This window comes from Kroppenstedtia guangzhouensis, assembly GCF_014637345.1.
GTDB lineage: Bacteria > Bacillota > Bacilli > Thermoactinomycetales > DSM-45169 > Kroppenstedtia > Kroppenstedtia guangzhouensis.
Window position 1 is genome coordinate 349,783 of the sequence record NZ_BMEX01000002.1, and the last position, 26,945, is coordinate 376,727.

A 26,945-nucleotide genomic window follows, 5' to 3' on the forward strand; every position below is an offset into this window, starting at 1 on the left:
AATGACCCTCACTTCATACCTACTTCAGGACTGTTTTTTCGTGTAGTGATCCACCACATGTTCCACAATCACTTTGACCACGGCAAAGAAGGGAACCGCCAAAATCAGGCCGATGATTCCACCCGCTTCCCCTCCCACCAAGAGGGCAAATATAATAAACAAAGGGTGCATATGCAGAGTCTTGCCCACGATCTGGGGGGAGAGAATATTTCCCTCCACCGTCTGAACTAGCAGATTGACAATGATGACTGCAATCATCTTCTCAGGAGAGATGGTCATCGCCACCAACAATGCAGGGAGCGCTCCGAAAAAGGGACCCAGATACGGAATTACATTGAAGACAGCCACCAGCATGGCGAGAATCAGGGCATAGGGCAAGTGAATAATCAGATACCCGATATAAGCCAATATACCCACACCGGCACAGACGAGCAACTGTCCCCGGATGTAATTGCCCAAAGCTTCATCCACATCCCGAAACAAGTGGAGCACTTCCTTCCGACGACGGACGGGAAGCAATGTAATCACTGACTTTTCGATCACGTCCACATCTTTCAACATGTAAAAGGCAAGGAAGGGAATGATCACCACCAGGAACAGTTGATTAAGGGTGGATCCCAGGGAATCCATCAGATTTCCCACCCCGTCAGTGACAGCCCCTTCCAGTCGATCGAGGGACTTCTCAATTCCCAGCCGGACGCTCTCCGGAAGGGAATCTTTGCTGTGGTTGTATTGATCGATCCAGGACTGAACCCGGGCGTTCCATTCCGGCAGGTGTTCGGAAAGCTCGGCCAATTGTGTATTGAACAGTGGAACCAGATTGGTCAAAACGATGGCGATTGCACCGATGAACAAAGAGTAGATCAGCAGAACAGCCAGGGAGCGGGGAAGGGAACGGTTGGCCAACAGATTGACCACCGGATTCAGAAGATAGGAGATGATTACTGCGACCAGAAAAGGACCCAACACCGCTTTGACAAAGAGAAATACCGCCCGGATCAGCGGTTCAATCTGAACCAGCAAAAAAAGAATGCCTAAAATCACTAGAATCAGCAAAGCCGTTCCCAGCCAACGGCTTTGCGTCAACCGATCCATAGGTTCACCTCCCCGGACTTCTTGATTCAGTATATGTCCAACCCCCGGCGTTTACCCAACCAATCGTAAAACCCCCGGAAGCTGACGCTTCCGGGGGTGCAGTCATCCAGCCTTTTTCAAAGACTGCCTTCGCTTATAACTGTCTCAGAAGGGGTATCAGGTATCCAATGAACGGGACAAAGGATGGGTCAGCGGCTGAAACGGCGGATCATTTTCCTTCCCATGGTTCGAGAAATAATCCCGGTGATCGCCGCACTCAGTTTCATGTTTCGCATCCATCCGGGAGCACGTCTCTGGATGTTTTCCATCATTTGATCCATGATGGAGTGGTTTTGACGGGAGCGACGGAACAACAGGACTGCGGCAGAACTGATGAACAGGGCGGACAGGATCGAGCGTTTCATAACAATCCCCCTCCTGATTACATGGAAATGGAATCCTGGTTCCGATCAAAAAACAAATCGTTCAACGAACTCAGTGTGCCGTCTTCCTCCACTTGATGGATGGAAGTGATCTTCCCGTCGGCCACCGACAATTCAATAAAACACCCCCAGCAATAAAACTGGTTGGTTCCGATTTTTCCCAAATCATGGGTTCGGCAATTGGGACAGCGGAGCATCGGAAATCCCTACTTTCTCATACGTCCTGGGAAAGTTGTCCCTCCATGGATGCGATCAGCACATCCTCTCCCCAGGTTAGGGGGGAGTTTGGGCGAAACACTTTCCGCCCTTCACGAAGATCGCTGATAAATCCATCGGACAACTCGTACCCCATCAGGATTCCCATATCCTCCATAAAATAGACATCTTCCACCATTCCCAGCTCACGCCCGTTGGACATCATTACCGAGCGCCCTTTTAGCTTACGCTGGCCGGTGAGCAGGCCGAACCAGCCCCTCTCCCCTTCTTCCAGCGGGCGGATGTCCGCACCGCTGTCCACAATCACTGCGTCGGCACCCAACGAGGAGATTCCTGTGAAAGGGAGATAGCGCCCCTTTCGGATCCATCCCCCGTTTTCCAACAACAGCCCAACCATCCGCTGATTCTCGTCAAACAGCAGATCCCGAACTGTACCCAATCGTTTGCCCGTTCCCACATGGATGACCGGAAGACCGATGACGTCCTGAGATTTGCGCAAGGAACCTCACTCCTTCCGCTTCTCTTAGTATGGAGCCCTTCCCGATCACCATGCTGGGGGATCCTTACCATTCAGAGCTGTTGATTCGCCATCTTTTGTTTGAGGAGATCGTGTGTTACCACGCGACCGATGCACCCATGGGGCACAAGTCTCACCAGGATTGTTTCGCTCCAGTTCTCGCGATGGCAATACACGCCCCCTTCTCCGCCCATTTTCCGGTTATTACGCCCTACCATTCCAGTTGGATCAGATCGGCCAGCTGGCTGTTCCGCTCCTCCCGTTCCCCTTGCCTCACTCCTTCATCCAAGGCTTCTTTCTCTCCACATAAAATCAGGTAAGATTTGCTGCGCGTGATCCCGGTGTAAATCAGATTTCGTTTCAACATGCGTCGGTACGCCTTCAAGACGGGAAAGATGACAATGGCAAACTCCGACCCCTGTGCCTTGTGAACCGAACAAGCGTAAGCCAGGGAGAGTTGATTCAATTGACTTCGCTTATAAGGGACTTCTTGCCGGTCAAACTGCACCCAAAGCACCGGTTCATCCTTTCCCGCCTCCTCGTCCATCGCCGTGATCAGACCCATATCCCCGTTGTAGACTGGATGCTCGGGGTGATTCATCAACTGGAGAACTTTATCTCCATGACGAAAGACCGACTCACCCCAGCGGATCTCTTTGCGGCCGGGCTTGGCCGGATTCACTGCTTGGCGGATCTCTTCGTTGATCCGGTTCACCCCTGCCGCCCCTTTGTACATGGGAGCCAGCACCTGTACATCAAACAGGGTATACCCTTTGTAAAGCGCCTGTTGGTACGTCTGTAGGATCACATCCACTGCTTGATCCCGGTTACAGGGAAAAAAACGGCGATCCGGCATGGGATCCGTCAAATCGTCAGGCACTTCCCCTTTTTTCAGGGCGTGGGCCAACCCGATAATGGAGGAACCCTCCTCCTGACGATAAATCTCCGTCAATTCCACCCTGGGGATCGCCTCCACCTGAAGCAAGTCCTGAAGTACCCGTCCCGGTCCAACGGAGGGAAGCTGGTCATCATCCCCCACCAGAACCACCTGCATCCCCCGGGGCACGGCCCGAAACAGCTGATTGGCCAGCCAAATATCCAACATGGACACCTCATCCACAATCAACAGAGACCCCTCGATCGGATGATCCGCATCCCGTTCAAAAAAATCTCCCTTCCAGCCAAGCAGCCGATGAATGGTCATCGCCGGCAGACCCGTCGCTTCCGACATCCGCTTGGCCGCCCGACCTGTGGGAGCTGCCAAACGAATGGGATAAGGCTTACCCGACGTCTCATAGTGAGCCGGATCCAAAGAGCACTCGTTCAGTTTGGCAAAAAGATGACAGATACCGCGGATCACTGTTGTTTTCCCCGTTCCGGGACCCCCGGTCAAGATCATCACCGGGGAGTCGACGGCCATAGTCATGGCTTCCCGTTGCCGATCCGCATAAGAAACTTTCAGCTCTTCCTCCACTACTCCCACCGCCTCAAACAACTCCCGAGCGGGGGTGGGCTCCAACTTTTGTTCCAGCCAATCCCGCACCCGAATCGCCGCTCCGTGTTCCGCGTAGAAGAGGGAAGGCAGATAATATTTCCCGTGGTCTTCGACGATTCGCTCTTCTTGCGCCATCCGCTCCAGGTACTTCTTTCGCTCCGACGAAGAAAACAAATCCTTCCCCTGGGGGGTCAACAACACATTGATCTCACGGGTCAACTGCTCTTCAGTCACATAGACATGCCCCCGGGAGAGTGAAGCTTCCCGAAGGGCAAACAGGGTCGCCGCCTGGAACCGTTCCGGCGAGTCCGGCGCCAACCCTCTCTTCCGTGCAATTTCATCAGCCCGGCGAAAACCGATCCCCTCCACCTCTTCGATGAGGCGATATGGATTTTGGCGAATGATATCCAAAGTGGCTTCCTTGTATGTTTGCACTACTTTGAGAGCGATGGCCGGCCCCAACCCTAACTGATACAACTGAACCAACGCCTGCTCCAGGGCTTGATGCTCCCTGAGTCCGTCGGCGATCGTGTTGGCCCGTGACTCTGTGATCCCCGGCACTCTTTTCAGAATTTCGGGATCCACAGCTGCTTTTTCCAGTACGTCGGGTCCCAGAAAATCCACAATCTTCTCCGCTGTCTTCTTTCCGACACCGGGAAACAGACCGCTGGAGAGATATTTGGCGACAGCTTCCCGGGTCTGGGGGAGCACTTTTTTCATATGACGGATCCGGTATTGGCGACCGTACTTTGGATGCTCCTTCCAATCTCCGTAGACCACCACCGTTTCATCGGGATGGGGTAGCACCATATTGCCCACCACCACGACTTCTTCCTTGTCCAGGGGTTCGGAGGATTCTGTCACCCGCAACGTAAACACACCGTATTGATTTTCTTCATTGTAAAAGATCTCCTGTACCAGGGAGCCCTTGAGATATCCTTCCCCCGCAAAGAGATCCAGGCCCGGTTGTTGTTCCATGACAAGCACCTCTGCCGATCGGATGTTCTCTCTACCTCAGTATAGAGGGAAATCAGCGCCGATTCCATGTATTCAGGGACAAAGGGGGAAAGAAGTGGAGAAAAATGATTGACAACAAACCCATTACGCAATAATATATTTTTACGAAAAAACATATTCGAAGGATGCTGCCCTGATGAACCACGGATACATTGAAGAGACCTACCGGGTGGAAGATCCAGAACAAGCCGCCGCCCTACTTCATCCTTTACGGGGGGAGATCCTCACCCGTTTGTCGGAACCCGCATCCGCCGCAGAGGTGGGCCGGGCCTTGGGAGAATCTCCCCAGCGGGTGAACTACCACCTGAAGGCCCTGGAAAAAGTGGGTTTGGTTCGCCGGGTGGGAAGCCGGCAGGTGAAAAATCTGGTGGAAGTCCTATACCAATCCATCGCTCGCTCCTTCCTGCTGGCAGACACCTTGGGGCTGAGTCCACAGGCACTGGAAGGATTAAAGGACCGCACCACCCTTGCCCATCTCATCCACATGACCGAAAAGGTCCGGGGTGACGCCATTCGCCTGATCGAACAGTCGGAAGAGGAGGAACCGGTGCCCAGCGCCTCTTTGGACACGGAAATCCGGTTGGCTGATGAACAGGAGCGGGAAGCCTTTGTCCGGGATTATGTCCGACTGGTGGAAGAACTGGCCTCCCGGTACCAATCCGGTGCCGGCGGCCGGTCCTACCGCATGGTGATGACCGTTTACCCCCAACCGAAAAAGGAGGAGAACGATGAGTAAAAAAGGAAGATCTTCTCTCTTGGGAAAGAGTTGGAAGCTCCCCAAACAGGGGGAGTAACCCAGTAATTTCCCTCCCGACCTCGGAGAAATTCATAGAGCCCACCATCTCCACCTGGACCGTTACCGGGAATGAACCGGGCACGCCCCCTGTCACGATCCGGCAGGTTTCCTCCGGTTTCGGCACCCATAAACCACGAGCAGTCCTTTCCTCCCAAGGAAAGGCTGCCTGAAATGGCAATGGAAGATACCAAATCCCACGGATGAATTGCCGGATCATCTTCTAAAGGAGGAAGATCATGTGAAACTGCTGATCCTGGGCGGAACCTCCTTTTTGGGACGCCATATGACCGAAACCGCTCTCTCCAGAGGAGTGGAAGTCACTCTGTTCAACCGGGGGATCACCGCCCCCGGGCTGTTCCCGGAGGTGGAAACCATCCACGGAGACCGGGACGGGGAACTCTCTCCCTTGCGGGACCGGTATTGGGACGCCGTCATCGATACCAGTGGTTATCTTCCCCGTCTGGTCCGGGACTCGGCCCGGCTGCTGGCGGATCACATCGGTCATTACACTTTTGTCTCCAGTATTTCCGCCTATGCTGCCTTTGCCCAAAGCGGTCAGGATGAGACCGCCCCCTTGGCTGACCTGGGATCCCTGTCCCCGGAGGAAGTCACCCCGGATACTTACGGCCCCCTGAAAGCCATGTGTGAAAAAGAAGTGGAACAGGCTCTCCCCAGGAGATCCCTCGTTCTCCGTCCCGGCTTGATCGTCGGTCCCTTTGATCCCACCGACCGCTTCACCTACTGGCCTGCCCGGCTGGCAGAAGGGGGAGGAATCCTAGCTCCCGGGCATCCAAAACGACAGGTGCAATGGATCGATGTCCGCGACTTGGCAGACTGGATGCTGTCCCTCACAGAAAAGAGGAAAACCGGCATCTATAACGCTGTCGGCCCCGCCTCTCCCATAACCATGGAAGAGTTTCTGCTGACCGGCATCCAGGCCTTGAACAGCCGCGCTTCCCTCATTTGGATGAAGGATGCACTGCTGTATCGACATGGAGTCGAACCCTGGATGGAACTTCCTCTCTGGCTCCCCCAAACCGGTCCCTGGGTGGAGAAGAACGGTCCGATTCAAGGAATGCTGGAGATCGGGAACCAAAAAGCTCTCAGTGAAGGGCTTTCACTCCGAACCCTGGCGGAAACGATGCAGGACACCCTGATCTGGGACCAAACCCGTCCCCGTTCCCTCAAACGGAAGGCGGGAATCTCCCGGGAACGGGAACAACAGTTGCTGGCAACCCTGAAATCCTGAACCACCATGCCAATAAGCCGGCCACCGCTGAAGCGGAGACCGGCTTGTTGGCATAGGCAGGTGTGTTGATCATCCATACCGGGATGGTGTCGAAACAAAAATCCCACAATCGAAAGAGACAAAAACCGACTTGTCAGAATCGGGATTCGATGCTGTCCCATGCTGCAGGGGAGCCAACCAATATGGCTCCCACTCTTTGGAACGGAGACTGAATTCAGATACAAAAACAGCCGATTTCGCTGGCTGGAAAACGGCTTTTCTCAGGTCAAGCAAACAAGGATACAAAACTCCTGTCACTGTGGCTTTCGCCCCGCCAAACGAAGTGCATCGAGGAGATGGACAGGCTGTTTGGTTTGATCATGGTAGAGATGATTTCCTCGAATATGATCGATGAAAAGGACTCCGTTCAAGTGATCGATTTCGTGTTGAATACATCTTGCCAAGTGATTTTCTCCTTCGAGGAACCATGTCTCCCCATGTCTGTTCAGGGTTTTCACTTTCACATACTTCGCCCGTTTCACAATTCCGGTATATCCGGGATACGATAAGCAGGCTTCCGGACCGACCTGTTCGCCGTGACTCTCTTGGATCTCGGGATTGATCAGCTCGATTAATCCTTCGGCACCGTCAATCACAATCACTCTCCACAGCATCCCCACCTGCGGGGCGGCCAATGCGGCTCTCCCCGGCTTGGCATACAGCGTATCAGCCAGATCATCCAGCAGTTTTTCTATTTTAGGGGTGATCTGATGGACCGGTCTGGCCCTCTTTCGGAGGATGGGATCTCCAAACAGCAAGATATTTCTCTCAGCCATACTTTTTCTCCTCTCCGGTTGAATCTTTTATTGGAGTATGAACCCACAAATCATTGGGTGTACACTCCAACGCCGTGCATAGGGCATCCAAGGTTTCAGCCTTCATCTGTTTGGGTGATCCGTTCATCAATGCGCTGATCGATGGTGCGGATAAACGGTATCCTGCTTTTTCTTCCAACAGACGGGCCAATTCCGTTCCTTTCCAAATGCCTCTTTCTGCCATGACTTTTCGCAACATCCATATGAGCACCCGCTCACCCCCTATGTAAGCTACAGCCTAAATAAATTAGTCAATAGCTAAATATACCATGAATTCTCCAAAACGTGAAGTGGTTGTCATGATTACAGGACGGCTTCTATACCATCTTGGGGAAAATGCAATTGAACGCAAAAAAGCCAACGAATGCTCGCCGGCTGATGGAGTTCATTCTCTATATTGCCCGGTGTCTCTATTTGTCGGTGAGCCGCCGGACCACATTGGCCACCTTTTGGGCCGCGATCCGCACTTCTTCCTCGGTGTTCCCCATCCCGAAGCTAAACCGGATGGCGGAGCGCATGCGGTCCTCCGACAGTCCCATCGCTTCCAACACGTGGGAGATCTCCAACGTGCCGGAGGTGCAGGCGGAGCCGCTGGCACAGGCCACTCCCTCCAGATCCAGGTTCATCAGCATCACTTCCGTATCAACTCCCGGAAAGCTGAGGTTGAGAATATGAGGCAAATGATGCTCGGGATGACCGTTCACATAATACTGGATATCTGCGGCGTCCAGTTCCTCCAACATCGCTTTGCGGCAACAATGTGTCTGTTGCCGGTGTTCTTCCCGGTGAAGAGTGGCCAACTCCGCGGCCTCACCAAAACCGACGATACCGGGGATGTTCTCCGTCCCCGCTCGATGCCGCTTCTCTTGCATCCCTCCGTGTTGAAGGGGTTGGAGGGGAACATTCCTTCCGATCCAGAGGGCGCCCACTCCTTTGGGTCCGTTGATCTTGTGGCCGGAGACCGTCAAGAGATCCACGGGAAGACTTTTCAGATCGATCTTCTCTGTACCGAAGGCCTGGACGGCATCGGTATGGAAGAAGACCCCGTTCTCCCTGGCAATCTCCCCGATCTCCGCCACCGGTTGCAAGGTGCCCACTTCATTGTTTCCATACATCACACTGAGGATCGCCGTCTCTTCATCCAAAGCTTCCCGCACCCTTTCCGGAGATACCCGGCCAGTATCATCCACCGTAAGCCAAGTGACACGGAAGCCGATTCGTTCCAAAAATTTACACGTGTCCAAGACGGCAAGATGCTCGATTCGGGAGGTGATCACATGATCTTTCCCTTGTTCTCGAAGAGCGAGGGCGACACCGGTCAATGCCAGATTGTCTGCCTCGGTGCCTCCACTGGTGAAGATCAACTGCCCGGAATCGGCGTTCAGCCCTCGGGCCACCTGGTCCCGGGCCCGATCGACAGCATTGCGGATCTCCCGTCCAAAACCGTGAATACTGGAGGGGTTTCCGTATTTCTCACCCAGAAAGGGCAGCATCGCTTCTTTCACCCGAGGATGCACCGGGGTGGTTGCCGCATGATCCAGATATATCGCCATCCTTCTTCACCTTCATCCTTCAGATGTAAAACATATAGGAATCCTGATCCCCGTCGGAGGAATGGCTGTTCAGGTCCGCCAAGGTGGTGTTGTCCATCACCTCTGCGATCGCGTCCCGGATTTTACGCCAGAGCTCCCGCCGACCGGGATCTTCTTCCTCTGTAAATTCCACCGGACTGATCGGCCCTTCCAGGACACGGATCACATCCCCTGCAGTAATTTCCTCCGGTGAACGGGAAAGTTTATACCCTCCGTATGCTCCCCGTACACTTTTAACCAATCCTGCGTTTCTCAGGGGTGCCACCAACTGTTCCAGGTAGTGCTCGGACAGGTTGTGCCGCTCGGCTACGCTTTTCAGCGAAACCGGCTTCTCCCCGAACCGGGCCGCCAAATCCATCATGATCGTCAATCCGTACCTTCCTTTGGTGGATACTTTCAATCGCGTCACCTCTTCCCAACCACTGTTTCATCATTTTATCCCAAAATTGTATGGAAAGTTGCATCATCGGCCCAATCGACACCGAAAAAAGCAACGTCCCCGCTCCGACGGGACCACCCAACAACCAACCCGCAATCAACACCCCCACCTCCAACAGGAGGCGGACCCGGCTGAGAGGAGAGCCTGTCTTTTCCGACAGAACCAGCACCAGCGCATCCCTGGGACCGGCTCCTAAGCGCGGTGCGATGTAGAGACCGTTGCCCAGACCGATCAAAGCCAGTCCCGTCAGCAACATGATAGATTGGCCCCAAAGAGAATCCGGGGTTTCCAGCCAACCAGTCCACAACCAACCGTCCACAAACCATCCCATCAACATCATATTGATGATTGCTCCCCACCCCGGCAACTTCCAGGCAATGACCGCAGCAAGAGTCACCACCGCCACCCCGACCAGTTGTAACCACATTCCCACAGTCAACGGGGTGACAGAAGCCAGTCCCATATGGAAAACATCCCAGGGAGCCAGTCCCATTTCGGCTCGGATCATCACCGCGATTCCCAAAGACATCACCCAGAGCCCCGCCATAAAGGCACTCCACCGGATCAGAAAAGGCCGCCCCTTCGGGCGGATGCTTCGTACGCTTCGCTTCTCTTCACCTGTTGCCAATTTCAAATCATCAACCCTTCTATTCGCGTTGATCAAACCCTCCGAACAGGACATCACAGCTAGTGTAACACAAGTTGGCATAAAGGAAAGGGCAAAGGGGAGGGCACCGCCCACTCCCTTCAAAAGCCGGTCCATTCTATTGTACAATATCTTCAAACAGCACCCGGCTTTAAAAGCATAACAGAAAGGAGGAAGACGCCACCGCTGACCGCAGGATCCTGTGGTGACGGCAAGCGTCTGATCTTCCATGAATCTTTTCGATTACGGACAAGAACAGGAAAAAGAAAATACAGCTCCTCTGGCGGCACGAATGCGCCCCCGCACCTTGGACGAAATCGTGGGTCAATCCCACATCCTGGGACACGGCAAATTGTTGCGCCGATCCATCGAAGCGGACCAACTTTCATCTATACTTCTTTACGGCCCTCCGGGAACGGGAAAAACCACTTTGGCCAAAGTGATTGCCAATACGACCCAAGCCCGTTTTGAACAGTTGAACGCTGTAATCGCCGGGGTGGCCGAGATCCGCCGTATCACCCGGGACGCAAAAGAACAGCTGGGAATGTATAACTTGCGCACCTTGCTGTTTATCGACGAAATCCACCGTTTCAACAAGTCCCAGCAAGATGCCCTTCTCCCCTTCGTGGAAGATGGAACAATCATCCTGATCGGGGCAACCACGGAGAATCCCTCTTTTGAAGTGAACTCCGCCCTTCTCTCCCGCTCCCGCCTTTTTCAGTTGTATCCCCTGACTGAGGAAAACCTGAAATCCTTGGCCCGCCGCGCCCTCACAGATGAAGAGCGTGGTCTTGGGAACTTCCGGACTCAGGTGGAAGAGGAGGCTCTGGATCACATCGTCCGGGCCGCCGGCGGAGACGCCCGCAACATGCTCAATGCTCTGGAGTTGGCTGTCACCACCACTTCTCCGGAAGAAAACGGCATTCGTCGGATCACCCCGGAGGTGGCGGAGGAATCCATCCAGCGTAAAATCGTCCGTTATGACAAAGGCGGAGACAACCACTATGACACGATCTCAGCTTTTATCAAAAGCATGCGGGGGTCCGATCCCGATGCCGCCCTGTATTATCTGGCCAAGATGATTCATGCCGGAGAGGACCCCCGCTTCATCGCCCGGCGGGTGTTTATCCACGCCGCCGAAGACGTAGGCATGGCCGATCCCCGGGCTCTCCTGATCGCCTCCGCCGCAGCCCAAGCGGTGGAGCATATTGGCCTTCCCGAAGCCCAGATTCCCTTGGCGGAAGCGGTGATCTACATTGCCACTGCTCCCAAAAGCAATGCCGTCTATCAGGGGATCGCCCAAGCGATGGATGCAGTGAAACAGGAAGTCCGGGGAGAAGTTCCCCCCCATCTGCGGGACACCCATTTCAAGGGGGCCAAAGCCCAAGGGCGGGGAGTCGGCTATCTGTATCCCCACAGCTTCCCCAGAGGATATGTAGACCAGCAATACCTGCCCGATGAACACACGGGCAAAACCTTCTACCACCCCACCGACATCGGGTATGAAAAAAAATTGAAGGATTTCATCCAATGGGTGAAACAATCTCCACCAGATGAAAAATAAAAACCCGCCACCTATAAGAGGTGGCGGGTTATTTTTCCGGTAGAGGGCGGAGCCGACGATATAGGCCACATCTTGCAATTTCTCCTTGCTGATCTTGTCGATGGTGTCATCCGGGGAGTGGTACCAGGGCTCCAGAGGTGTATGGATAAAAAGCGCGGCTGGTATGCCCAACTCGTAAAACGGTACATGGTCACTCCGTCCCAGCATGCTGAAAGGGGGAATCTTCTGTGACACCCGCACGCCGGCAGAGGCAGCCAAGTCGGTCACAGTATTCTTCTGCCCATCCACAGTAAACATCGTCAAATTCCCGGCGTCTCGACTACCGATCATATCCATCTGGAACATGGCTGCCGTCCGTTCCACTTCGTCCTTGGTCAATGTGGATGCATAATGGCGGGAACCGACAAGACCCCGCTCTTCGGCACCAAAGGCGATAAAACGAATCTCCGTATCCGTCGGCATGTTTTTCAGGACACGGGCCATTTCCAACAGTACACCTGTGCCGGAGGCATCATCGTTGGCTCCCGGCGCATTGCGCACCGAGTCATGATGGGCACCGACAACGATGATCTGACCCGTGTCATGATTGGGGTGGGACCGCTTGGTGGCAATCACGTTGTAAGAAGTGGTTCCACCGGCAAAGGTGAAAGGTTGCACCTGCACATCATCATAACCGTATCGCTCAAATTCCTCCGCCAAATATTCAACCGTCTGCAGTTCAGCATCCGTTCCGGCCACTCTCGGACCGATCACCTCGGACAGATGGTGAATGTGACGGTAGATATTATCCACCTGGATCCTTTGATGATCTTATTGTCAAAGGCATGTTTGGAGGGATTGTCAGGTGCAGCCGCCTGTACTGGCGCCTGCACCAAGGTCAGAATCAAGGCGATACAGAGCGCCCATGCCGTAAATTTTTTCATGATGAAGCCTCCTTCAGTTTTTTGGGTAACTGAATGAACCTCCCGCGGATAAAGTATGCTTCCTTGATCCGATGCTTGTACTCCCCCCTTTTTCACACTTCACGCGGATTCCCCCGCCCGCCATTTCCAATCTTTAGGCAATTCAATTCACTATCATTGATAATAACGACATCACTGATTTTGGACAAGCAGGAATCTTCCGGTTGCAGGGAGAAATGTTGTATATCATATAAAAACCGCCTGTGAAAAGGCGGAATCAAAACAGGGACTAACCTTTCTCCATCAACATCAACTGTTCCTTCTGATTTTCTCCTCCATCTGCTCAATCAACGGTTCTGCTTCGTCCCAACCGGTGATCCGGGGCAGTTCATTCCGGTAATTCCGATTATAGGGCGCATCCATCACCACTGTAGGGATTCCCGCCGCTACCAGTCGGTCCAAATGTTGTGGTGCGTCTTCAAAAAAGAGTTCCACACCGAGCTTTTGGGCCACCTTCGCTTTGTCCTGTGACCCCATAAACAAGTTTTCGCCATCGTAAGGAAACCCGTGTTTACGAAGCCAATCCTCCGTCACCCGGGTGATCTCCGGAATCCCAGGACGGGCGGTGATGAAAAAGACTTCATGACCTTTTTCCTTCAGATCGCGGAGAACAGGAGCGGCATTTTCCAGGGGAACCCCAAGAGTGTAGATTTTGGCCTCCAATTTTCGCCACAGTCTTCTGCCCTCTTTCCGGTTCAGACCGTAGGCCCGATCCAGATGAAAATCCCGAACCTCCTCGCAACGGACAGAGCGGTTGAGTTCTTCGTTGAAGCAGCGGACAGCCGCTTCTTGCGTCCTTTTGATCGTTCCGTCAATATCCACACCAAGTTTCATGATCAACATCCTTCAAAAGTTTGTCCACAGACCGCTTCCCTTTAGTATCCAAGAAAGAGTGGGATTTTAAAACGAATAAAAAAAGAAGAGCCCCATTATGCCGTGGCTCCCTAAGTTTTGAACCTGCTCGTGGCAGGTGGGTGCCCTGCACCCGTGTTAACAAGTCCCGGAAAGGGCATTTGCGCTCACAGATGACACAGGCTCCCGTTTAGAAGGTGTTGGCTCAAAACTGTCGGTGGTTCACGAACATCTCAGGGCTCTTTTTGTGATTTTATATTACCACATGCGTCGGATCTTTATCAAGCGGAAGTTTGTGTCTGATTCGACCCATTTCTCACTGACGGGAAGTCTCCCGCTCCCTGTGGGTGATATGGAGCTCATCCAACTGATGTTTCGAGACCGGTGATGGAGCTCCCGTCATGAGACAGGTGGCGCTGGCAGTCTTGGGGAATGCGATCGTGTCCCGCAGGTTACTGCGGCCGGCCAACAGCATCACCAGACGATCGAAACCAAAGGCGATTCCCCCGTGGGGCGGTGCCCCGTATTCAAAAGCCTCCAACAGATAGCCAAACTGCGCCTTCGCCTCTTCCATCGTGAAACCCAAAGCTTCAAACATCATTTCCTGGATCTCGCGACGATGGATGCGCCGGCTTCCCCCGCCGATTTCATACCCATTCAACACCATATCGTAAGCTTTCGCCCGGACTTGGGAAGGGTCGGTCTTCAACAACGGAATATCCTCATCCACCGGACTGGTGAAGGGATGGTGTTCCGCATGATAGCGGCCCTCTTCCTCATCATATGAGAGCAGGGGGAAATGGGTCACCCAAGCGAATTGGTAAACTCCTGCCGGGATCAGATCCAGCTCCTTGGCCAGGCGGACCCGCAGTTCTCCCAACACCTCATTCACCACCCGGGGACGGTCGGCAACGAAAAGGAGAAGATCACCGGTCTCCGCTTCCGTCGCCTTCATGATGTCATGCCATTCGCGTTCGGAAAGAAACTTGGCCACCGGCCCCTTGGTTCCCGCTTCCCGGACAGCGAGCCAGGCCAATCCTTTGGCCCCTAATTGCTGAGCCACTTCTCCCCAGGAATCGATCACCTTGCGGCTCCAGTCGGCCTTTCCCTTCACATTGATCGCCTTGACCCGTCCCCCATCGGCCACAGTGGAGGCGAACACCTTGAAGGCGCTCTCTTTCACCATCTCGGACAGGTCCACCAGTTCCATGCCAAAGCGAAGGTCGGGACGGTCACTGCCAAACCGATCCATCGCCTCTTGATACGGAATCCGACGGAAAGGGCGTTCCACTTCGACACCGATGGTTTCCCGGAACAATTCCGCCACCATTTCCTCCATCATCGCCATCAGAGTTTCCGTCTCCAGAAAGGAGGCCTCGATATCGATCTGGGTAAATTCCGGCTGACGATCCGCCCGCAGATCCTCATCCCGGAAACAGCGGACGATTTGGAAATAACGTTCCAAACCTGAGACCATCAACAGTTGTTTGAAGATCTGAGGGGATTGAGGCAGGGCGTAAAATTCCCCTTCATGTACCCGGCTCGGTACCAGGTAGTCTCGGGCCCCCTCCGGGCTGCTCTTGGTCAACATCGGGGTTTCCACTTCGATAAATCCGTGTGCATCGAGAAAGCGACGCACAATCTGCATCGCCCGGTGTCTGAGGAGTAGCGTCTCTTGCATCATCGGGCGGCGCAGATCGAGATAGCGATACTTCAGGCGGGTGGTCTCCTCCACATCAATCTCATCGGACACTGTAAAAGGAGGGGTTTTGGAAGCATTCAGGACTTCCACTTCCCGTGCCAGCACCTCAATCTCCCCCGTCTCCATCTTGGGGTTGACCGTCTCTTCCGATCGAGCCACCACTTCCCCCTGAACCGCCAGCACATATTCGCTCCGCACCTTGTCGGCGATTTCCGCCGCTTTTGGGGATACCTCCGGGTTGATCACCACCTGAACCGTACCGGAACGATCCCGCAGATCCAGGAAGATCAAGCCGCCCAAGTTCCTCCACTTCCGGACCCAGCCGTTAAGTATGACCGTCGAGCCCACATATTCCTTGGTCAACAAACCGCAGTCATGGTTCTTAAAACTCGACTCCATGGAAATCCCTCTTTTCTCAGCCTATCTTGTACATGCATTACGAATATAATCCGTCAGTTGGTCCAGCTGGATCGTCTCCTGTTCACCGGTGGCCAAGTTTTTGACCACAATCCGGTTTTCCTCCAGTTCATTCTCACCCAGAATGGCCACATGCGTCGCTCCGGACCGGTCAGCGGCCTTCAGTTGGGCTTTGAGTTTTCGATCAAGATAATCCCGTTCGGCGGAGAGACCCGCCTCCCGGAGTTGTTTCAAAAGGGAGATCCCCCGTTTTTTGGTCGCGGCACCCAAGGTGATCAGGAAACAGTCCACTCCCCGGCGGATCGGCAGATTCACCTCCTGTTGCTCCAGAGCCAGGATCACCCGCTCCAAGCCGAGACCGAAGCCGATTCCCGGCAGATCCGGGCCTCCCACTTCTTCCACCAGACCGTTGTAACGGCCGCCCCCACCCAACGAACCACTCCCCGCCTCTTCCAAAACGTATTCAAAAGCGGTCTGGGTGTAATAATCCAATCCTCGCACCAGCCGGGGTTGGATCTGATAGGGAACTTCCAGGAGATCCAGAATCTCTTTCACGCTATCAAAGTGAGGTGCGCATTCATCACAAAGAAATTGGATCATTTTCGGAGCATCCTCAATCAACCTGCTGCAGGTCTCGTTTTTGCAGTCCAACACGCGCATCGGATTCCGTTCCAGCCTGGACTGGCAATCCTTGCAAAGCTCCTCCCGGTGGGGGCTTAGAAACTCCACCAGTGCCTCCCGATGAACCGGCCGGCAGCGGGGACAGCCGACACTGTTTACTTCCACCCGGACCTTCCTCAGTCCGACAGCGGTGTAAAACCGGTAACCCAGGTCAATAATCTCCGCATCCGCTTCGGGTTCCCGCGTCCCGAACACTTCCACGCCAAACTGATGAAATTGCCGTTGCCGTCCAGCCTGGGGACGTTCATACCGGAACATGGGCCCCATATAATACAGCTTGGTCGGTTGCGGCCCGGCATACAACTTGTTTTCCACAAAGGAACGGACGACAGAGGCTGTCCCTTCCGGTCGCAAGGTCAGACTGCGTCCGCCCCGGTCTTCAAATGTGTACATCTCTTTCTCCACGATATCCGTGGTCTCCCCCACCCCACGCCGAAACAGCTCTGTCTGTTCAAACATCGGGGTGCGGATTTCGGAAAAGTGATAGAGACGGCAGAGTTCCCGGGCCTTCTCCTCCATGTACTGCCACTTTTCCACTTCACCGGGTAACAGATCCGACGTACCACGGGGGATCCGATAGTTCACTTACTCCCGCCTCCTCAAAAGCAATATAAAAAATCTCCCGCCACTGACCTGCTTGTCAGGGACGAGAGATTGGTTCACATTTTCCCGCGGTGCCACCCTTTTTGGAAACGGATTTTGCCTCCGCTTCCCGCTCAGGCCAGGTATCGTCCGGCTGACGTCCGAATCTACCAACCCCATCGGGTGTTCGGTCCGGAACCTCCAGGTGTCTTTCCCCGGGGCGGGACAGAGAAGCGCTTGCAGCCCATGGACGCTTCCTCTCTGGCTGCCCGGTTCCCGGGTACTTTTCCCATCATCGGTGAATCCTGCTCAAGTTGTTGTTAAGACAGGATTGTACGGGATGGATGGACAAAAGTCAAGGTGTTTGTGAAAAAAGATACAAATTCATCCCCATCATCATCTGGATCTGTCAGAAAAAATCAGAATGGACTCGGATTGTCGCCCCCCAGATGTGTATCTGTCGAGCTTCCGTGATAAAACGTGAAGAGACCGTTTTGTTATGGAACAAATCCGAAAACAGCTTCGCCTAAATTTAAATTTTGTTGTATCACAGATGTTTACTTTTCATAATCTGTTATAGTATAATAAGATCAACCTGATCGGGAGGGATTCCAATGCACACCAACCCTCAAACGCAGGACGTGTGCCCAGTTTGTGGGAGCGCCATTGAGGATAGCCGTGAAGTGGCATTGAACGAATGCTGCTCCAACCATTGGGTGAAGCAGCAGATCGACAACTGCTACTGCTGAGGGGTACTTTCCGACACTCACTCCTTTTCCTGTGATCCACCTTTTGAGCCTCCCTTGTGAGGCTCTTTTTGTTTTATAACAGAGTTAAAATCCTCTTATTTCACTATTGGGACTCTCCGCTATTAAAAACACTGTTCCTCTCGACTCCCCAAATGCGAAATGGTAGAATATACATCGGAAGGATATACAATTTAGGTGAACCAGGCTGCCACTTGACAGAATCCTTCAAAAAATAAATATAGTGCTACCCGTCGCGCAGATGTACACACCACAGAATTCACAGTAAATTTTAGCTCGATTCTTTTCTTGGAGTGGAGTAACTGCTCACCTGTCTCGGTCCTTCCTTACACCTATTATGGGGAGGGTAAACAATGAGCAACGTTACGAATGAAAAGGGCCATCGTACAGAGAGAGAAATGGTGTTGGATGTAATCGGCAAATTCCGAACCAAAATGAGTCCGGCTCTTTCCCGACTCGCCAAACAATCCGATCCCGTCGCCAAACAGTTTATTCCCAGTCCCTATGAAGCTTTGGATTTTGGTACGGAAAAACCTTTTGAAGAAGGAAAAAACAATCACGGGATCTACGGATTGGAGCGTGTATATGAAGACCGGGCAGTACTCACCCCGTACTTTGAATGCTCTGCTTATTGTCGGTATTGCTTTAAAAAATCGCGCACTCTGGCAGGTTCCGCCAAACGAATGAGCGATGAGGACATTGACAAGGCTATCCGTTTTATAGAGTCGGACAGTCGTATTCGCACCGTTTTGATCACCGGAGGAGACCCCTTGATGGATCCCCGATTACTGGAGAAGGTGTTGGATAAAGTTTTTCCGATTCCTCATGTCAGAAACATACGTATCGGAACCCGAAACATTCTGTTCGCCCCTGACAAGGTCACACCAGACTTGGCGAAAATGATTGCCCGCTATCAACAGATAGACTATGACGAACCACGTATGTCGAAAAATATTTCCATCGGTTTATCGCTGAACCATGTGGATGAATTGACACCTGAAGTAGTCCGTGCATATCAACGATTGATCCGTGAAGGAATTACAGTCCGGGGACAAGTCGTCTTGCTGAAGGGAATCAATGATTCTGTCAAGGCGATGCGCGAGTTATTGGAGGCCTTTCTCTGTACGGGTATTGTTCCATATTACCTGTTTCACTGCATGCCCGTGGTCGGTGCCAAACACTTCCGCACTTCGGTTCAAAAGGGACTCGATATATTGCAGGAACTCTCTCCATATTCCGGAACCACTACTTTTCAGTATGTATATGTTACCCCCATTGGAAAGCACCGCATCGCACCCGGACATCAGCTTGAATATGTGAAGATCGACGGTTCCCGTTACATTCGTTCCACAACTCCCTATAAGGCAGCCGATTTTCTCGAATTCTCGGACAACAAGGAGCTACCTCCTCTCCATGATATCGACGAAAAGGGATATATCACCTCCCATTACCTGGACGGTTATGATGAGGAGGAGATCCTGACATGAAAAAAGCCTTTCTCTTTATTGAAAACCAAGCCTTCAACACATTGCTGGAACTGGCGGTACGAACCAAAGAACGGGGGTACACAAACCTCCTCATATTCCGAAAGATGCAGCCTCATGAAAAGGAAAAGTTGAATGAATACGAACGGCGACACCAGCATCCCCTGTTTGAACAAATTTGTGAGGTGGAATGTTGGGACTTCAACAGTCTTCGGGATCTGGTCGAGGATATGGCAGGAAAGCAGCCTTTGGCCGGAATTTTGACCATCAGCGGCTTATTTACTCCCGACGGTTTACTCGGAGCCTCCGTCGCCCAAATCGCATCGGAAAAGGGACTCCCTTCCCAATCCGTTGACGGGTTGTACCGTTCCAACAATAAGTATCTGACACGAGACGCCTTGCGCCACGCGGGTCTGCAAACCGTCGATTTTGGATTGGCCACAGAGGAAACATCTCTGATCGAACATGCCCGACGCATTGGCTATCCCGTGATACTGAAACCGGTCAACGGCTGTGCTTCTCAGCTGGTGATCAAGTGTGAGAACGAGCAGGATCTCCTTCAGGGGTATCGGACAGCCCTCAAGAAACTCCCCCAATCCATTTACCGGAACCTGTATTCTTGCACTCACCAATTCACCGACAAAAAGGGAAATCTGATCACCTTTGATCCCCTGCGGACCATGCTGGTTGAAAAATATATTGATGGCCCTGAGGCCAGCATTGAAATTGTGGCCACAGAATCAGAGGTTATTCCGTTGTTGGTTCACGATAAGGTCTTGGTCAGCGAAGGGGATCGAGTGGTGTACGAGCATTTACTGGTGGTTCCGCCGGTGAGGTTTACCCCGGAAGAATTGGAAAACATGAAGCAGTATGCCATTGAAGTGGCCAAAGCAACCGGTATTAAAAACTCGCTTTGCCATGTTGAAATTCGATACGATAAACAATCAGGACCTCAACTTTTGGAGATTAACCCCAGAGTGGGCGGAATGCTGGTTACAAAAAGCTTGGAAACGATGATCGGATTTCATGCGTTGGACGCAATGGTCGATCTTGCGCTGGGATCATTTCAGCCCCGCCCATACCCTTGCGCTTCTGATCAGTACGGGATGTTTACCCTGTATCCGCCGCATGCGGGATATTTTGAGCGTGTGGAAGGGCTGGACAAGCTGAATCGCATCCCCGGAATTTTGTCCTCAACGCTTCTATTTCCGGAAGGAACCCATATTCACGGGGATGATGAAGAAGTATTTCTTCTCATGTGCTGGGTAAAAGCTGAAACTTATGAAGAAATACAAGACATATACGAGCAGGCAAAAAGGGAAGTCCGGTTTCATGTGAAAAAGGAAGCACCCGCCCTATAGCAGGGCGGTTTGCTTCCCCCATCCAAAGGAGTGGAGCAATCGGAATGGGCATGATCCTCAAACAGCGTTCGCCGAAATTCAACCTTTATGTGCTCGCCGCAGGTAAAGGGATCTCCGATATCGGCAATTTCTTAAATATGGTGGCTTTTAACCTCTATATCTTGTTTTTGACAGACAGCGCCTTGATTATGGGTCTTTTTATGGCCATTCGATTATTTGGAGGCTTTTTCTGCGGGTTTTTCTCCGGGATGTTGGCTGATCGTATGGACCGAAAGACCTTGATGATATCTTCCGATCTGATTCGATGTCTCGCTTTGATCCTGTTGGTGTTGGCCCCAGACACTTGGCAGTTGGCTCTTCTGATGATCACATCTTTTTTGTTGGGTGCTTTCGGACAAGTTTTTAATATCTCTCTACAATCCAGCATCCCTGTGATCTTCGGCCAAGAGCATCGGGTAAAAGCGAATGCGGTCCTTAATGCCCTGCAATCCATCGGAATGGTCATTGGAACACTCACAGCCAGTCTCATCATTGCTCTTTGGGGGTACAAAACCGTTTTTCTGATCGATGCCCTCACATTTTTGATTTCCGGCCTGGTTCTGGCGATCCTTCCGATTCAAACGAAAGCAGAAACGAAATCTCCTCAGGAAACGACCGCTAAGGATACGGGGTTTTTCATGGAAATAAAAATCCTCTCCCGATACTTGGGGGCTTTACCCATTCTGTCGAGTTTGATGATGATTCGTCTCATCGATACCTTTGGTTCCGCTTCACATAATGTGGGTATACCCGTTTTCTCCGACCAGCTGTCACCTGAAAACCCGTCCTTCTACGTTGGACTTATTTGGGCAACCTGGGCTGTCGGTAATCTGATCGGATCACGCGGAACGATCAAATGGTTTAAAACCAACAAAACTATAATCAGTGAAATCGCCTTCATCATTTCCACCTTCTTGATGTCTGCTTTTTTTATTCTTCTTTTCTGGGGTGAACACTGGCTAACCATTTTACCCTTTGCATTGCTGGCAGGCGTTGCGGACGGTGTATCCGCCATCTGTTTCAATTCACGCCTGCAACATGAGCCGGATCACATCCGTGGACGGGTATTCGGCATTGCTTCTTCCTTTCAGACCGTTGGTTTTGGTGTGGGAATGATTATTTGCTCCCCGTTGTTGGAAGTGATTTCCCCCTTTAATGTCGCAGCCATCATGCATGGCATTCCGATACTCTTATGCGGATGGTTCATCATGCGTCACATGAGCCGATGGAAATATACACTTCAGTCCGCTGATCAAAAACAGGTGGAACACGGATAATCATCGGAGGGTCATTTGAAGTATGGTAAATGCCACAGGGAGGGTTGGGTTTCACATGAAGCGTCTTGGGATCATCAGAACTTTGGCGCCGCAATGTGAAACCCAATCCCTACCGTTCAAGAACGATTTAAATCATCAAGCTTCTTTTAGAGGGGCCGATGTATCCACAGAAAAACTTCCTTCGCACGTCCAGATCCACACCGGCCCCGTCCTTTTCCTCGGCTCCATGCCCCGATAATAAAAGTGCACGGGGCATTACCACAGCATAAAGAAGTCCCGATACGCGGCTGTCTGTAACCATTTCAGTTAAACTCCGGCAATAAAAGGACTGAATCATCTGAAGGGGGGTGAACAGATGGATCCGGAAAAACCGGAGACAAATGAATCTCTGTCCCGCCTTCAATCAGAATTGTTGCGACAACTCATCCGTCGCAAAAAGCGGCTTCTCATCCCGATGATTCTCTTATTCGCTGTATTTTCCTTTGGTCTGCCCTTGTTCGTCAGTCTGTACCCCCGCCAGATGAGCCGTCCTGCCCCTTGGATCCAGGTCCCCTGGGGATGGCTTTACGCCTTTGCACAGATTTTTTTAACATGGTTGTGGGGATGGATGTATTGGAACTCCGCCAAAACCTTTGATCGGTTGGCGGAAGAGATCCGACAGAGAGGGAAGATATGAATTTCACCTATTTTCTATTATTTCTGTGTATTGTGGGAAGCACTTTGATTATTACCCACTGGGCCGCCCGGAGGAAACAGACAACCCGCCTGTTTTTTATTGCAGACAGCAGTTTGAGCGGTTTTCAGAACGGGATGGCCATCGCCGGTGACTATATCAGCGCAGCCTCCTTTTTGGGCATCACCGGCGCCATCGCTCTCGGAGGTTATGACGGTTTCTTGTATTCCATCGGCTTTCTCGTCTCTTATCTGCTCGTGCTGCTGGTCATCGCGGAGCCGGTGCGCCATCTTGGAAAGTACTCCCTTGCTGATGTGATCTGTGCTCGTTTCCCGGGCCATCGCATTCGGCTGGCAGTGGCTTGCGTCACTTTCACCATCTCGATTTTTTACATGATTCCACAACTGGTGGCCACCGGATTATTGGTTCGTTTGCTGCTGGGAATCGACTACTCGGTCTCGGTGCTGGTGATTGGCAGTCTGATGACCGTCTATGTGGTCTTCGGGGGGATGGTAGCCACCTCCTGGGTCCAGATTGTCAAGACCGTTCTCCTGATGTCGGGGATCTTTTTACTTTCCTTGATATTGCTGTCCCGTTTTGATTGGCAAATTCCCCTGTTATTGCAACAAGTGAAGGAAGGAACCCCCCTTGGAGACCGTTTTTTTGCCCCGGGACACCTCTTTTCCACCCCTCTGGAAGCCCTTTCCCTCCACCTGACATTGTTCCTCGGGACTGCCGGTCTTCCCCATATCTTGATTCGTTTCTTTACAGTGAAAAATGCCTTAGCGGTTCGGAAGTCGGTGATTACGGCCAGTTGGATCATCGGTCTCTTTTATGTGATGACCCTGGCCCTCGGTTTGGGAACGGTGGCGCTGGTGGGGTGGTGGAAATTGGTGAGAACAGACCCCACGGGGAATCTGGCGGCACCTTTGTTGGCCGAGGAATTGGGCGGAGATTTCCTGATGGCTTTTATCGCCGCCATCGCCTTTGCCACCATTGTGGCAGTGGTCACCGGACTAGTTATTTCCGCCACCACTTCCCTCTCCCACGATGTCTACAATCAAGTCTTGAGGAAAGGCAACGCCTCGGAGAAGGAGCAATTGCGAATCGCAAAGTGGACGGCGGGGGTGGTCGGCTTGATTTCCATCTTGTTTTCCTTGGGATTGGAAAACATCAATGTGGCCTTTCTCGTCTCTCTTACCTTCGTGATTGGTGCCAGTGCCAATCTGCCGGTGATCTTGTTCACACTGTATTGGAGGCGATTCAATGAAACCGGGGTGTTGATCGGGATGGCCAGCGGCTTCTTGGCTTCTTTGGTTTCTGTGGTCACCGGTCCCCACATTATGCACCCCGAACACGGCTGGATCGCTATGGAACCCCTCTTCCCCCTGTTAAACCCCGGTGTGATCGCAGTCCCCGTCGGCTTTGCAGGCGCTTTTCTGGGGACGGTTCTGTCCCGCCGGCCGGTGGATGAGGAACGCTTTTTCCGTGTGCTGGTACGGGCCCAAACCGGAATGGCTCCGGGGAATCCGACCGGGAGGAGGCAATCGTGAAAGTTTTGACGATGACTTTGTTTGAACGGTTGGGCCTTTTATTGGTCCTGGCCTTCCTGGTGACGCGGATCCCTGGTTTCCGTTCACTGTTGGACCGGGAACTGGATTTGAAGACCACCGGGATGCACGCGCTGATCTTCGGTCTGTTCGGAATCGCAGGGGCGCAAGCTGGTGTCGTTATGGAAGGAGAGACCTTCTTCTCTTCTTTTTGGGTGTTTCAATTGGAAGATCACCAGATGCTGGTCGGCTCCAGTCTCGTTGCCATGGTGATCGCCGGACTGCTGGGGGGCCCGGTTGTCGGATGGGGCGCCGGATGCATCCTCAGCCTCTACATGTTTCAGTTGGGAGGAATGGGAACTTTTGCGAACATTTTGGTGCATCCCCTGACCGGTTTTCTCGCCGGATGGACGGCCCGCTTTTTTTCGCAGGAACGGGTGATTGCCCCATTGAAAGCCCTGTTTATCGGAATTTTTCCACCGATCTTGCAGGGAGCTCTGTTGCTCGTGTTCAGTTCCCAACCGGAGGTGATGATTCCCTTGGTCGATCGGATCGGTCTGCCCCTGGTTGTCTCCAACAGCGTGGCGATCGCCATCTTCACCGCGATGATCCGGGTGGCTCTGCACGAGCAGGAACAGGAAGCCGCATATGCGACCCGACGGGCGCTGGCGATTGCCGAAGAAGCCCTTCCCTATTTGAAGAAAGAGTCCCAGGTGGAGATGGCCGACGATATCGCCGAACTATTGTTCAAGGAACTTCAAGTGGCTGCCGTTTCCGTGACCAATCGGCTAGAGGTGCTGGCCCATCGGGGATTGGGAAATGACCATCATCATCGGGGGGACCCCCTGACTTCCCCCCTGTTACAACAAGCCATTCAAAAGGGCGAGGTGACAATCGCCTCCATGCGGGAAGAGATCCGATGTCCATACCCCGGCTGTCCCCTAGAAGCGGCGATCATCGTTCCAATTGTACAATCCGGTGAAACTTCCGGACTGATCCAACTCTATTTCAGAAGATCCCAACAGTTAGGGGAAGTGGAAGTTGCCCTGGCACAGGGATTATGCAAGCTGATCTCCAATCAGTTGAATGCTGTCTCCGCGGAGAAACTGCGGCTCCTGATCCGGGATGCGGAGCTTCGCAATCTTCAGGCCCAGATCAATCCCCATTTTCTGTTTAACACTCTTCACCTGATCTCCACCTTGATCCGCGTTCATCCGGATCTGGCGCGGAAAACCACTGTTCAATTGGGAAATTACATGCGTTACAATCTCCGCCTGGCAGCCGCCTCACTGGTTCCTCTCGAGGAGGAGCGGAAACATCTTGACGCCTATCTGGAAATTCTGCGGACACGTTTTGCCGACCGCCTGACCCTGGTTTGCCATATGGAAGATGGAGTGGGTCGAGCGATGTTGCCTCCCTCCACCATCCAGCCCCTGGTGGAAAACAGTATTCAACATGGACTGAAGAATGCGGTCTCCGGAGGCAAAGTGGAAGTTGAGATCAGAAAAGTGAAAAGGGGAATCCGGATCATCGTACGGGATAATGGGTGCGGATTTCCCGCCGACATTTTGGAACAAGCAGGGAAGTCTCCCGTCACTAGTGAAAAGGGGAGCGGAATCGGCCTGTATAATGTGAATCAACGGTTGATCGGTCTGTTGGGGGCAGAATCACAGCTTGAAGTATGCAACCGGCGATCCGGCGGCAGTGAAATCTCATTCTTGATTCCGGATCAGGAGCCGGCGGAGGAGGGAATCAAATGAACATACGGGCCTTGATTGCAGAAGATGAATGGCCGGCGCGGGCGGAATTGGCCTGGCTTCTGCAGAGGGAAAAAGATGTCACCCTCTGTCCAGCCGCTGAGACGGGAGATCAATTGTTCACCTTATATGATCAACATCGGCCCGATGTGATCTTTCTCGATATCCAAATGCCGGGCCTCTCCGGCATAGAAGCGGCCCGGCATTTGTTGAATGGAGATCGGGGAAATGAAAGATCGCCATTACTGGTCTTCACCACCGCCTATGAGGATCACGCGGTGGAGGCCTTTGCCCTGGAGGCGGTGGATTACTTGTTAAAGCCCTATGACGAAAAACGCTTTAAACAAGCGATGGACAGAATCCGAAAACGGTTGTCCGATCGATCTCCAACCAGGGTTCAACCTCTTCGCCCTCCCCTTTCCCTTCACAGAGATCGGTTGTTGGTGAATCATGGAGAAAAGATGGTCGTTCTTTCTCCGACCTCCATCAGTTATGCAGTTCGGGTGGAACGATTCCTGGAGATTCACACGGAAAAAGAGATCCTCCGGAGTAAAATGACCTTGCAGGAACTGGAATATAAGCTGCGGGAGTTCCCTTTTTTCCGCACCCACAGAAGCTATCTGGTCAACCTCGATTACATCCAGGAGATCACCCCCTGGTTTAACGGTGCCTATAATCTGATGTTGAAAGACGAAAGCCGAGTCCCGGTCAGCCGCTCAGCTGCCAAACGGTTGTTTCAACTTTTGGGACGTTGATCCGATAATAAGGACGGTGGAATACTGTCCTTCTGTTTTTAACTCTGACAAACACCTTGACTCCACCTGCTCCTGTTTAAGTTATTCACCCCCGTTTTTCGACATTTCGGACACATAATTATGCGGTTAACGCCCATTTTTCAGAAGAGTGCACCAGAATCATCTATACTGTTTGCTGGAAGCG

The 26,945-nt window shown here is 52.6% G+C and carries 23 protein-coding genes, 1 other RNA gene and 1 pseudogene; 10 read left to right on the forward strand and 15 right to left on the reverse strand.

The window, feature by feature from the left end; translation table 11 throughout:
* Positions 1-24: 24 nt before the first annotated feature.
* From IEV46_RS04130 to recD2, 5 genes are all read right to left on the reverse strand, one after another.
* On the reverse strand, positions 25-1,095 hold the full coding sequence (locus IEV46_RS04130) for an AI-2E family transporter (protein ID WP_188430186.1): 1,071 nt from the start codon (positions 1,093-1,095) through the stop codon (positions 25-27).
* Between the two features lie 188 nt (positions 1,096-1,283).
* Positions 1,284-1,499: a hypothetical protein gene (locus tag IEV46_RS04135; protein ID WP_188430188.1), complete on the reverse strand. Its 216-nt coding sequence runs from the start codon at positions 1,497-1,499 to the stop codon at positions 1,284-1,286.
* 17 nt (positions 1,500-1,516) lie between these two features.
* The gene (locus tag IEV46_RS04140; RefSeq protein ID WP_188430190.1) at positions 1,517-1,714 is read right to left on the reverse strand and encodes a YrzR-like zinc ribbon domain; all 198 of its coding nucleotides are present in this window, start codon (positions 1,712-1,714) and stop codon (positions 1,517-1,519) included.
* 17 nt (positions 1,715-1,731) lie between these two features.
* Positions 1,732-2,232: a PRC-barrel domain-containing protein gene (locus IEV46_RS04145; protein WP_188430197.1), complete on the reverse strand. Its 501-nt coding sequence runs from the start codon at positions 2,230-2,232 to the stop codon at positions 1,732-1,734.
* 229 nt (positions 2,233-2,461) lie between these two features.
* On the reverse strand, positions 2,462-4,723 hold the full coding sequence (gene recD2 / locus IEV46_RS04150) for an SF1B family DNA helicase RecD2 (RefSeq protein ID WP_188430200.1): 2,262 nt from the start codon (positions 4,721-4,723) through the stop codon (positions 2,462-2,464).
* Positions 4,724-4,898: 175 nt separating this feature from the next.
* Between recD2 and IEV46_RS04155 the strand changes: the two genes are divergently transcribed.
* Positions 4,899-5,498, forward strand: a complete 600-nt coding sequence (locus IEV46_RS04155; RefSeq protein WP_188430201.1) for a winged helix-turn-helix domain-containing protein — start codon at positions 4,899-4,901, stop codon at positions 5,496-5,498.
* 298 nt (positions 5,499-5,796) lie between these two features.
* Positions 5,797-6,807 (forward strand): NAD-dependent epimerase/dehydratase family protein, encoded by a 1,011-nt coding sequence (locus IEV46_RS04160; RefSeq protein ID WP_229735892.1) that lies wholly within the window; start codon positions 5,797-5,799, stop codon positions 6,805-6,807.
* Between the two features lie 293 nt (positions 6,808-7,100).
* Here IEV46_RS04160 and def read toward each other — a convergent pair whose 3' ends face one another.
* The 5 genes from def to IEV46_RS17990 all read right to left on the reverse strand — a co-directional run bounded on the left by def (position 7,101) and on the right by IEV46_RS17990 (position 10,326).
* Positions 7,101-7,622, reverse strand: coding sequence for a peptide deformylase (gene def, locus IEV46_RS04165; protein ID WP_188430203.1), 522 nt, complete (start codon positions 7,620-7,622; stop codon positions 7,101-7,103).
* Positions 7,615-7,872, reverse strand: coding sequence for a helix-turn-helix domain-containing protein (locus IEV46_RS04170; RefSeq protein ID WP_009709674.1), 258 nt, complete (start codon positions 7,870-7,872; stop codon positions 7,615-7,617). Before IEV46_RS04170 ends, def begins: the two co-directional genes overlap by 8 nt.
* 199 nt (positions 7,873-8,071) lie before the next feature.
* Positions 8,072-9,214, reverse strand: a complete 1,143-nt coding sequence (locus tag IEV46_RS04175; protein WP_188430205.1) for a cysteine desulfurase family protein — start codon at positions 9,212-9,214, stop codon at positions 8,072-8,074.
* A 19-nt stretch (positions 9,215-9,233) separates the two neighbouring features.
* Positions 9,234-9,605, reverse strand: coding sequence for a cysteine metabolism transcriptional regulator CymR (gene cymR, locus IEV46_RS04180; RefSeq protein WP_229735906.1), 372 nt, complete (start codon positions 9,603-9,605; stop codon positions 9,234-9,236).
* Positions 9,487-10,326, reverse strand: coding sequence for a YczE/YyaS/YitT family protein (locus IEV46_RS17990; RefSeq protein ID WP_229735893.1), 840 nt, complete (start codon positions 10,324-10,326; stop codon positions 9,487-9,489). The genes cymR and IEV46_RS17990 overlap by 119 nt, the downstream gene beginning before the upstream one ends.
* A 241-nt stretch (positions 10,327-10,567) precedes the next feature.
* On the opposite strand from IEV46_RS17990, the gene IEV46_RS04185 reads away from it, so the two are divergent.
* Positions 10,568-11,902 (forward strand): AAA family ATPase, encoded by a 1,335-nt coding sequence (locus IEV46_RS04185; protein WP_188430209.1) that lies wholly within the window; start codon positions 10,568-10,570, stop codon positions 11,900-11,902.
* Positions 11,903-11,926: 24 nt separating this feature from the next.
* On the opposite strand, the pseudogene IEV46_RS04190 reads toward IEV46_RS04185, so the two are convergent.
* From IEV46_RS04190 to hisS, 5 genes and pseudogenes are all read right to left on the reverse strand, one after another.
* Positions 11,927-12,529 (reverse strand): annotated as a pseudogene (locus IEV46_RS04190) (M28 family peptidase); the annotation flags it as partial.
* Between the two features lie 584 nt (positions 12,530-13,113).
* Entirely contained in the window at positions 13,114-13,698 is a 585-nt protein-coding gene (locus tag IEV46_RS04195; protein WP_188430211.1) for a 5' nucleotidase, NT5C type, read from the reverse strand.
* 85 nt (positions 13,699-13,783) lie between these two features.
* A non-coding RNA gene (gene ssrS / locus IEV46_RS04200) (6S RNA) lies at positions 13,784-13,959 on the reverse strand.
* A 73-nt stretch (positions 13,960-14,032) separates the two neighbouring features.
* Positions 14,033-15,817 carry an aspartate--tRNA ligase gene (gene aspS / locus IEV46_RS04205; protein ID WP_188430213.1) on the reverse strand — a complete coding sequence of 595 codons (1,785 nt, stop codon included), beginning with the start codon at positions 15,815-15,817 and terminating at the stop codon, positions 14,033-14,035.
* Between the two features lie 21 nt (positions 15,818-15,838).
* Positions 15,839-17,101: a histidine--tRNA ligase gene (gene hisS / locus IEV46_RS04210; protein ID WP_188430215.1), complete on the reverse strand. Its 1,263-nt coding sequence runs from the start codon at positions 17,099-17,101 to the stop codon at positions 15,839-15,841.
* Positions 17,102-18,218: 1,117 nt separating this feature from the next.
* Between hisS and IEV46_RS04215 the strand changes: the two genes are divergently transcribed.
* From IEV46_RS04215 to IEV46_RS04245, 7 genes are all read left to right on the forward strand, one after another.
* Positions 18,219-19,352, forward strand: a complete 1,134-nt coding sequence (locus IEV46_RS04215) for a KamA family radical SAM protein (protein ID WP_188430217.1) — start codon at positions 18,219-18,221, stop codon at positions 19,350-19,352.
* Positions 19,349-20,710, forward strand: coding sequence for an ATP-grasp domain-containing protein (locus IEV46_RS04220; RefSeq protein ID WP_188430219.1), 1,362 nt, complete (start codon positions 19,349-19,351; stop codon positions 20,708-20,710). Before IEV46_RS04215 ends, IEV46_RS04220 begins: the two co-directional genes overlap by 4 nt.
* 44 nt (positions 20,711-20,754) lie before the next feature.
* A complete protein-coding gene (locus IEV46_RS04225) occupies positions 20,755-22,026 on the forward strand; it encodes an MFS transporter (protein WP_188430221.1) in 1,272 nt (423 codons plus the stop codon).
* Between the two features lie 355 nt (positions 22,027-22,381).
* Positions 22,382-22,702 (forward strand): DUF485 domain-containing protein, encoded by a 321-nt coding sequence (locus IEV46_RS04230; protein ID WP_188430224.1) that lies wholly within the window; start codon positions 22,382-22,384, stop codon positions 22,700-22,702.
* Positions 22,699-24,252, forward strand: a complete 1,554-nt coding sequence (locus tag IEV46_RS04235; RefSeq protein ID WP_188430226.1) for a solute symporter family protein — start codon at positions 22,699-22,701, stop codon at positions 24,250-24,252. The genes IEV46_RS04230 and IEV46_RS04235 overlap by 4 nt, the downstream gene beginning before the upstream one ends.
* Positions 24,249-26,009: a LytS/YhcK type 5TM receptor domain-containing protein gene (locus IEV46_RS04240; protein WP_188430228.1), complete on the forward strand. Its 1,761-nt coding sequence runs from the start codon at positions 24,249-24,251 to the stop codon at positions 26,007-26,009. Before IEV46_RS04235 ends, IEV46_RS04240 begins: the two co-directional genes overlap by 4 nt.
* Positions 26,006-26,761: a LytR/AlgR family response regulator transcription factor gene (locus tag IEV46_RS04245; RefSeq protein WP_188430230.1), complete on the forward strand. Its 756-nt coding sequence runs from the start codon at positions 26,006-26,008 to the stop codon at positions 26,759-26,761. Before IEV46_RS04240 ends, IEV46_RS04245 begins: the two co-directional genes overlap by 4 nt.
* Positions 26,762-26,945 lie beyond the last annotated feature (184 nt).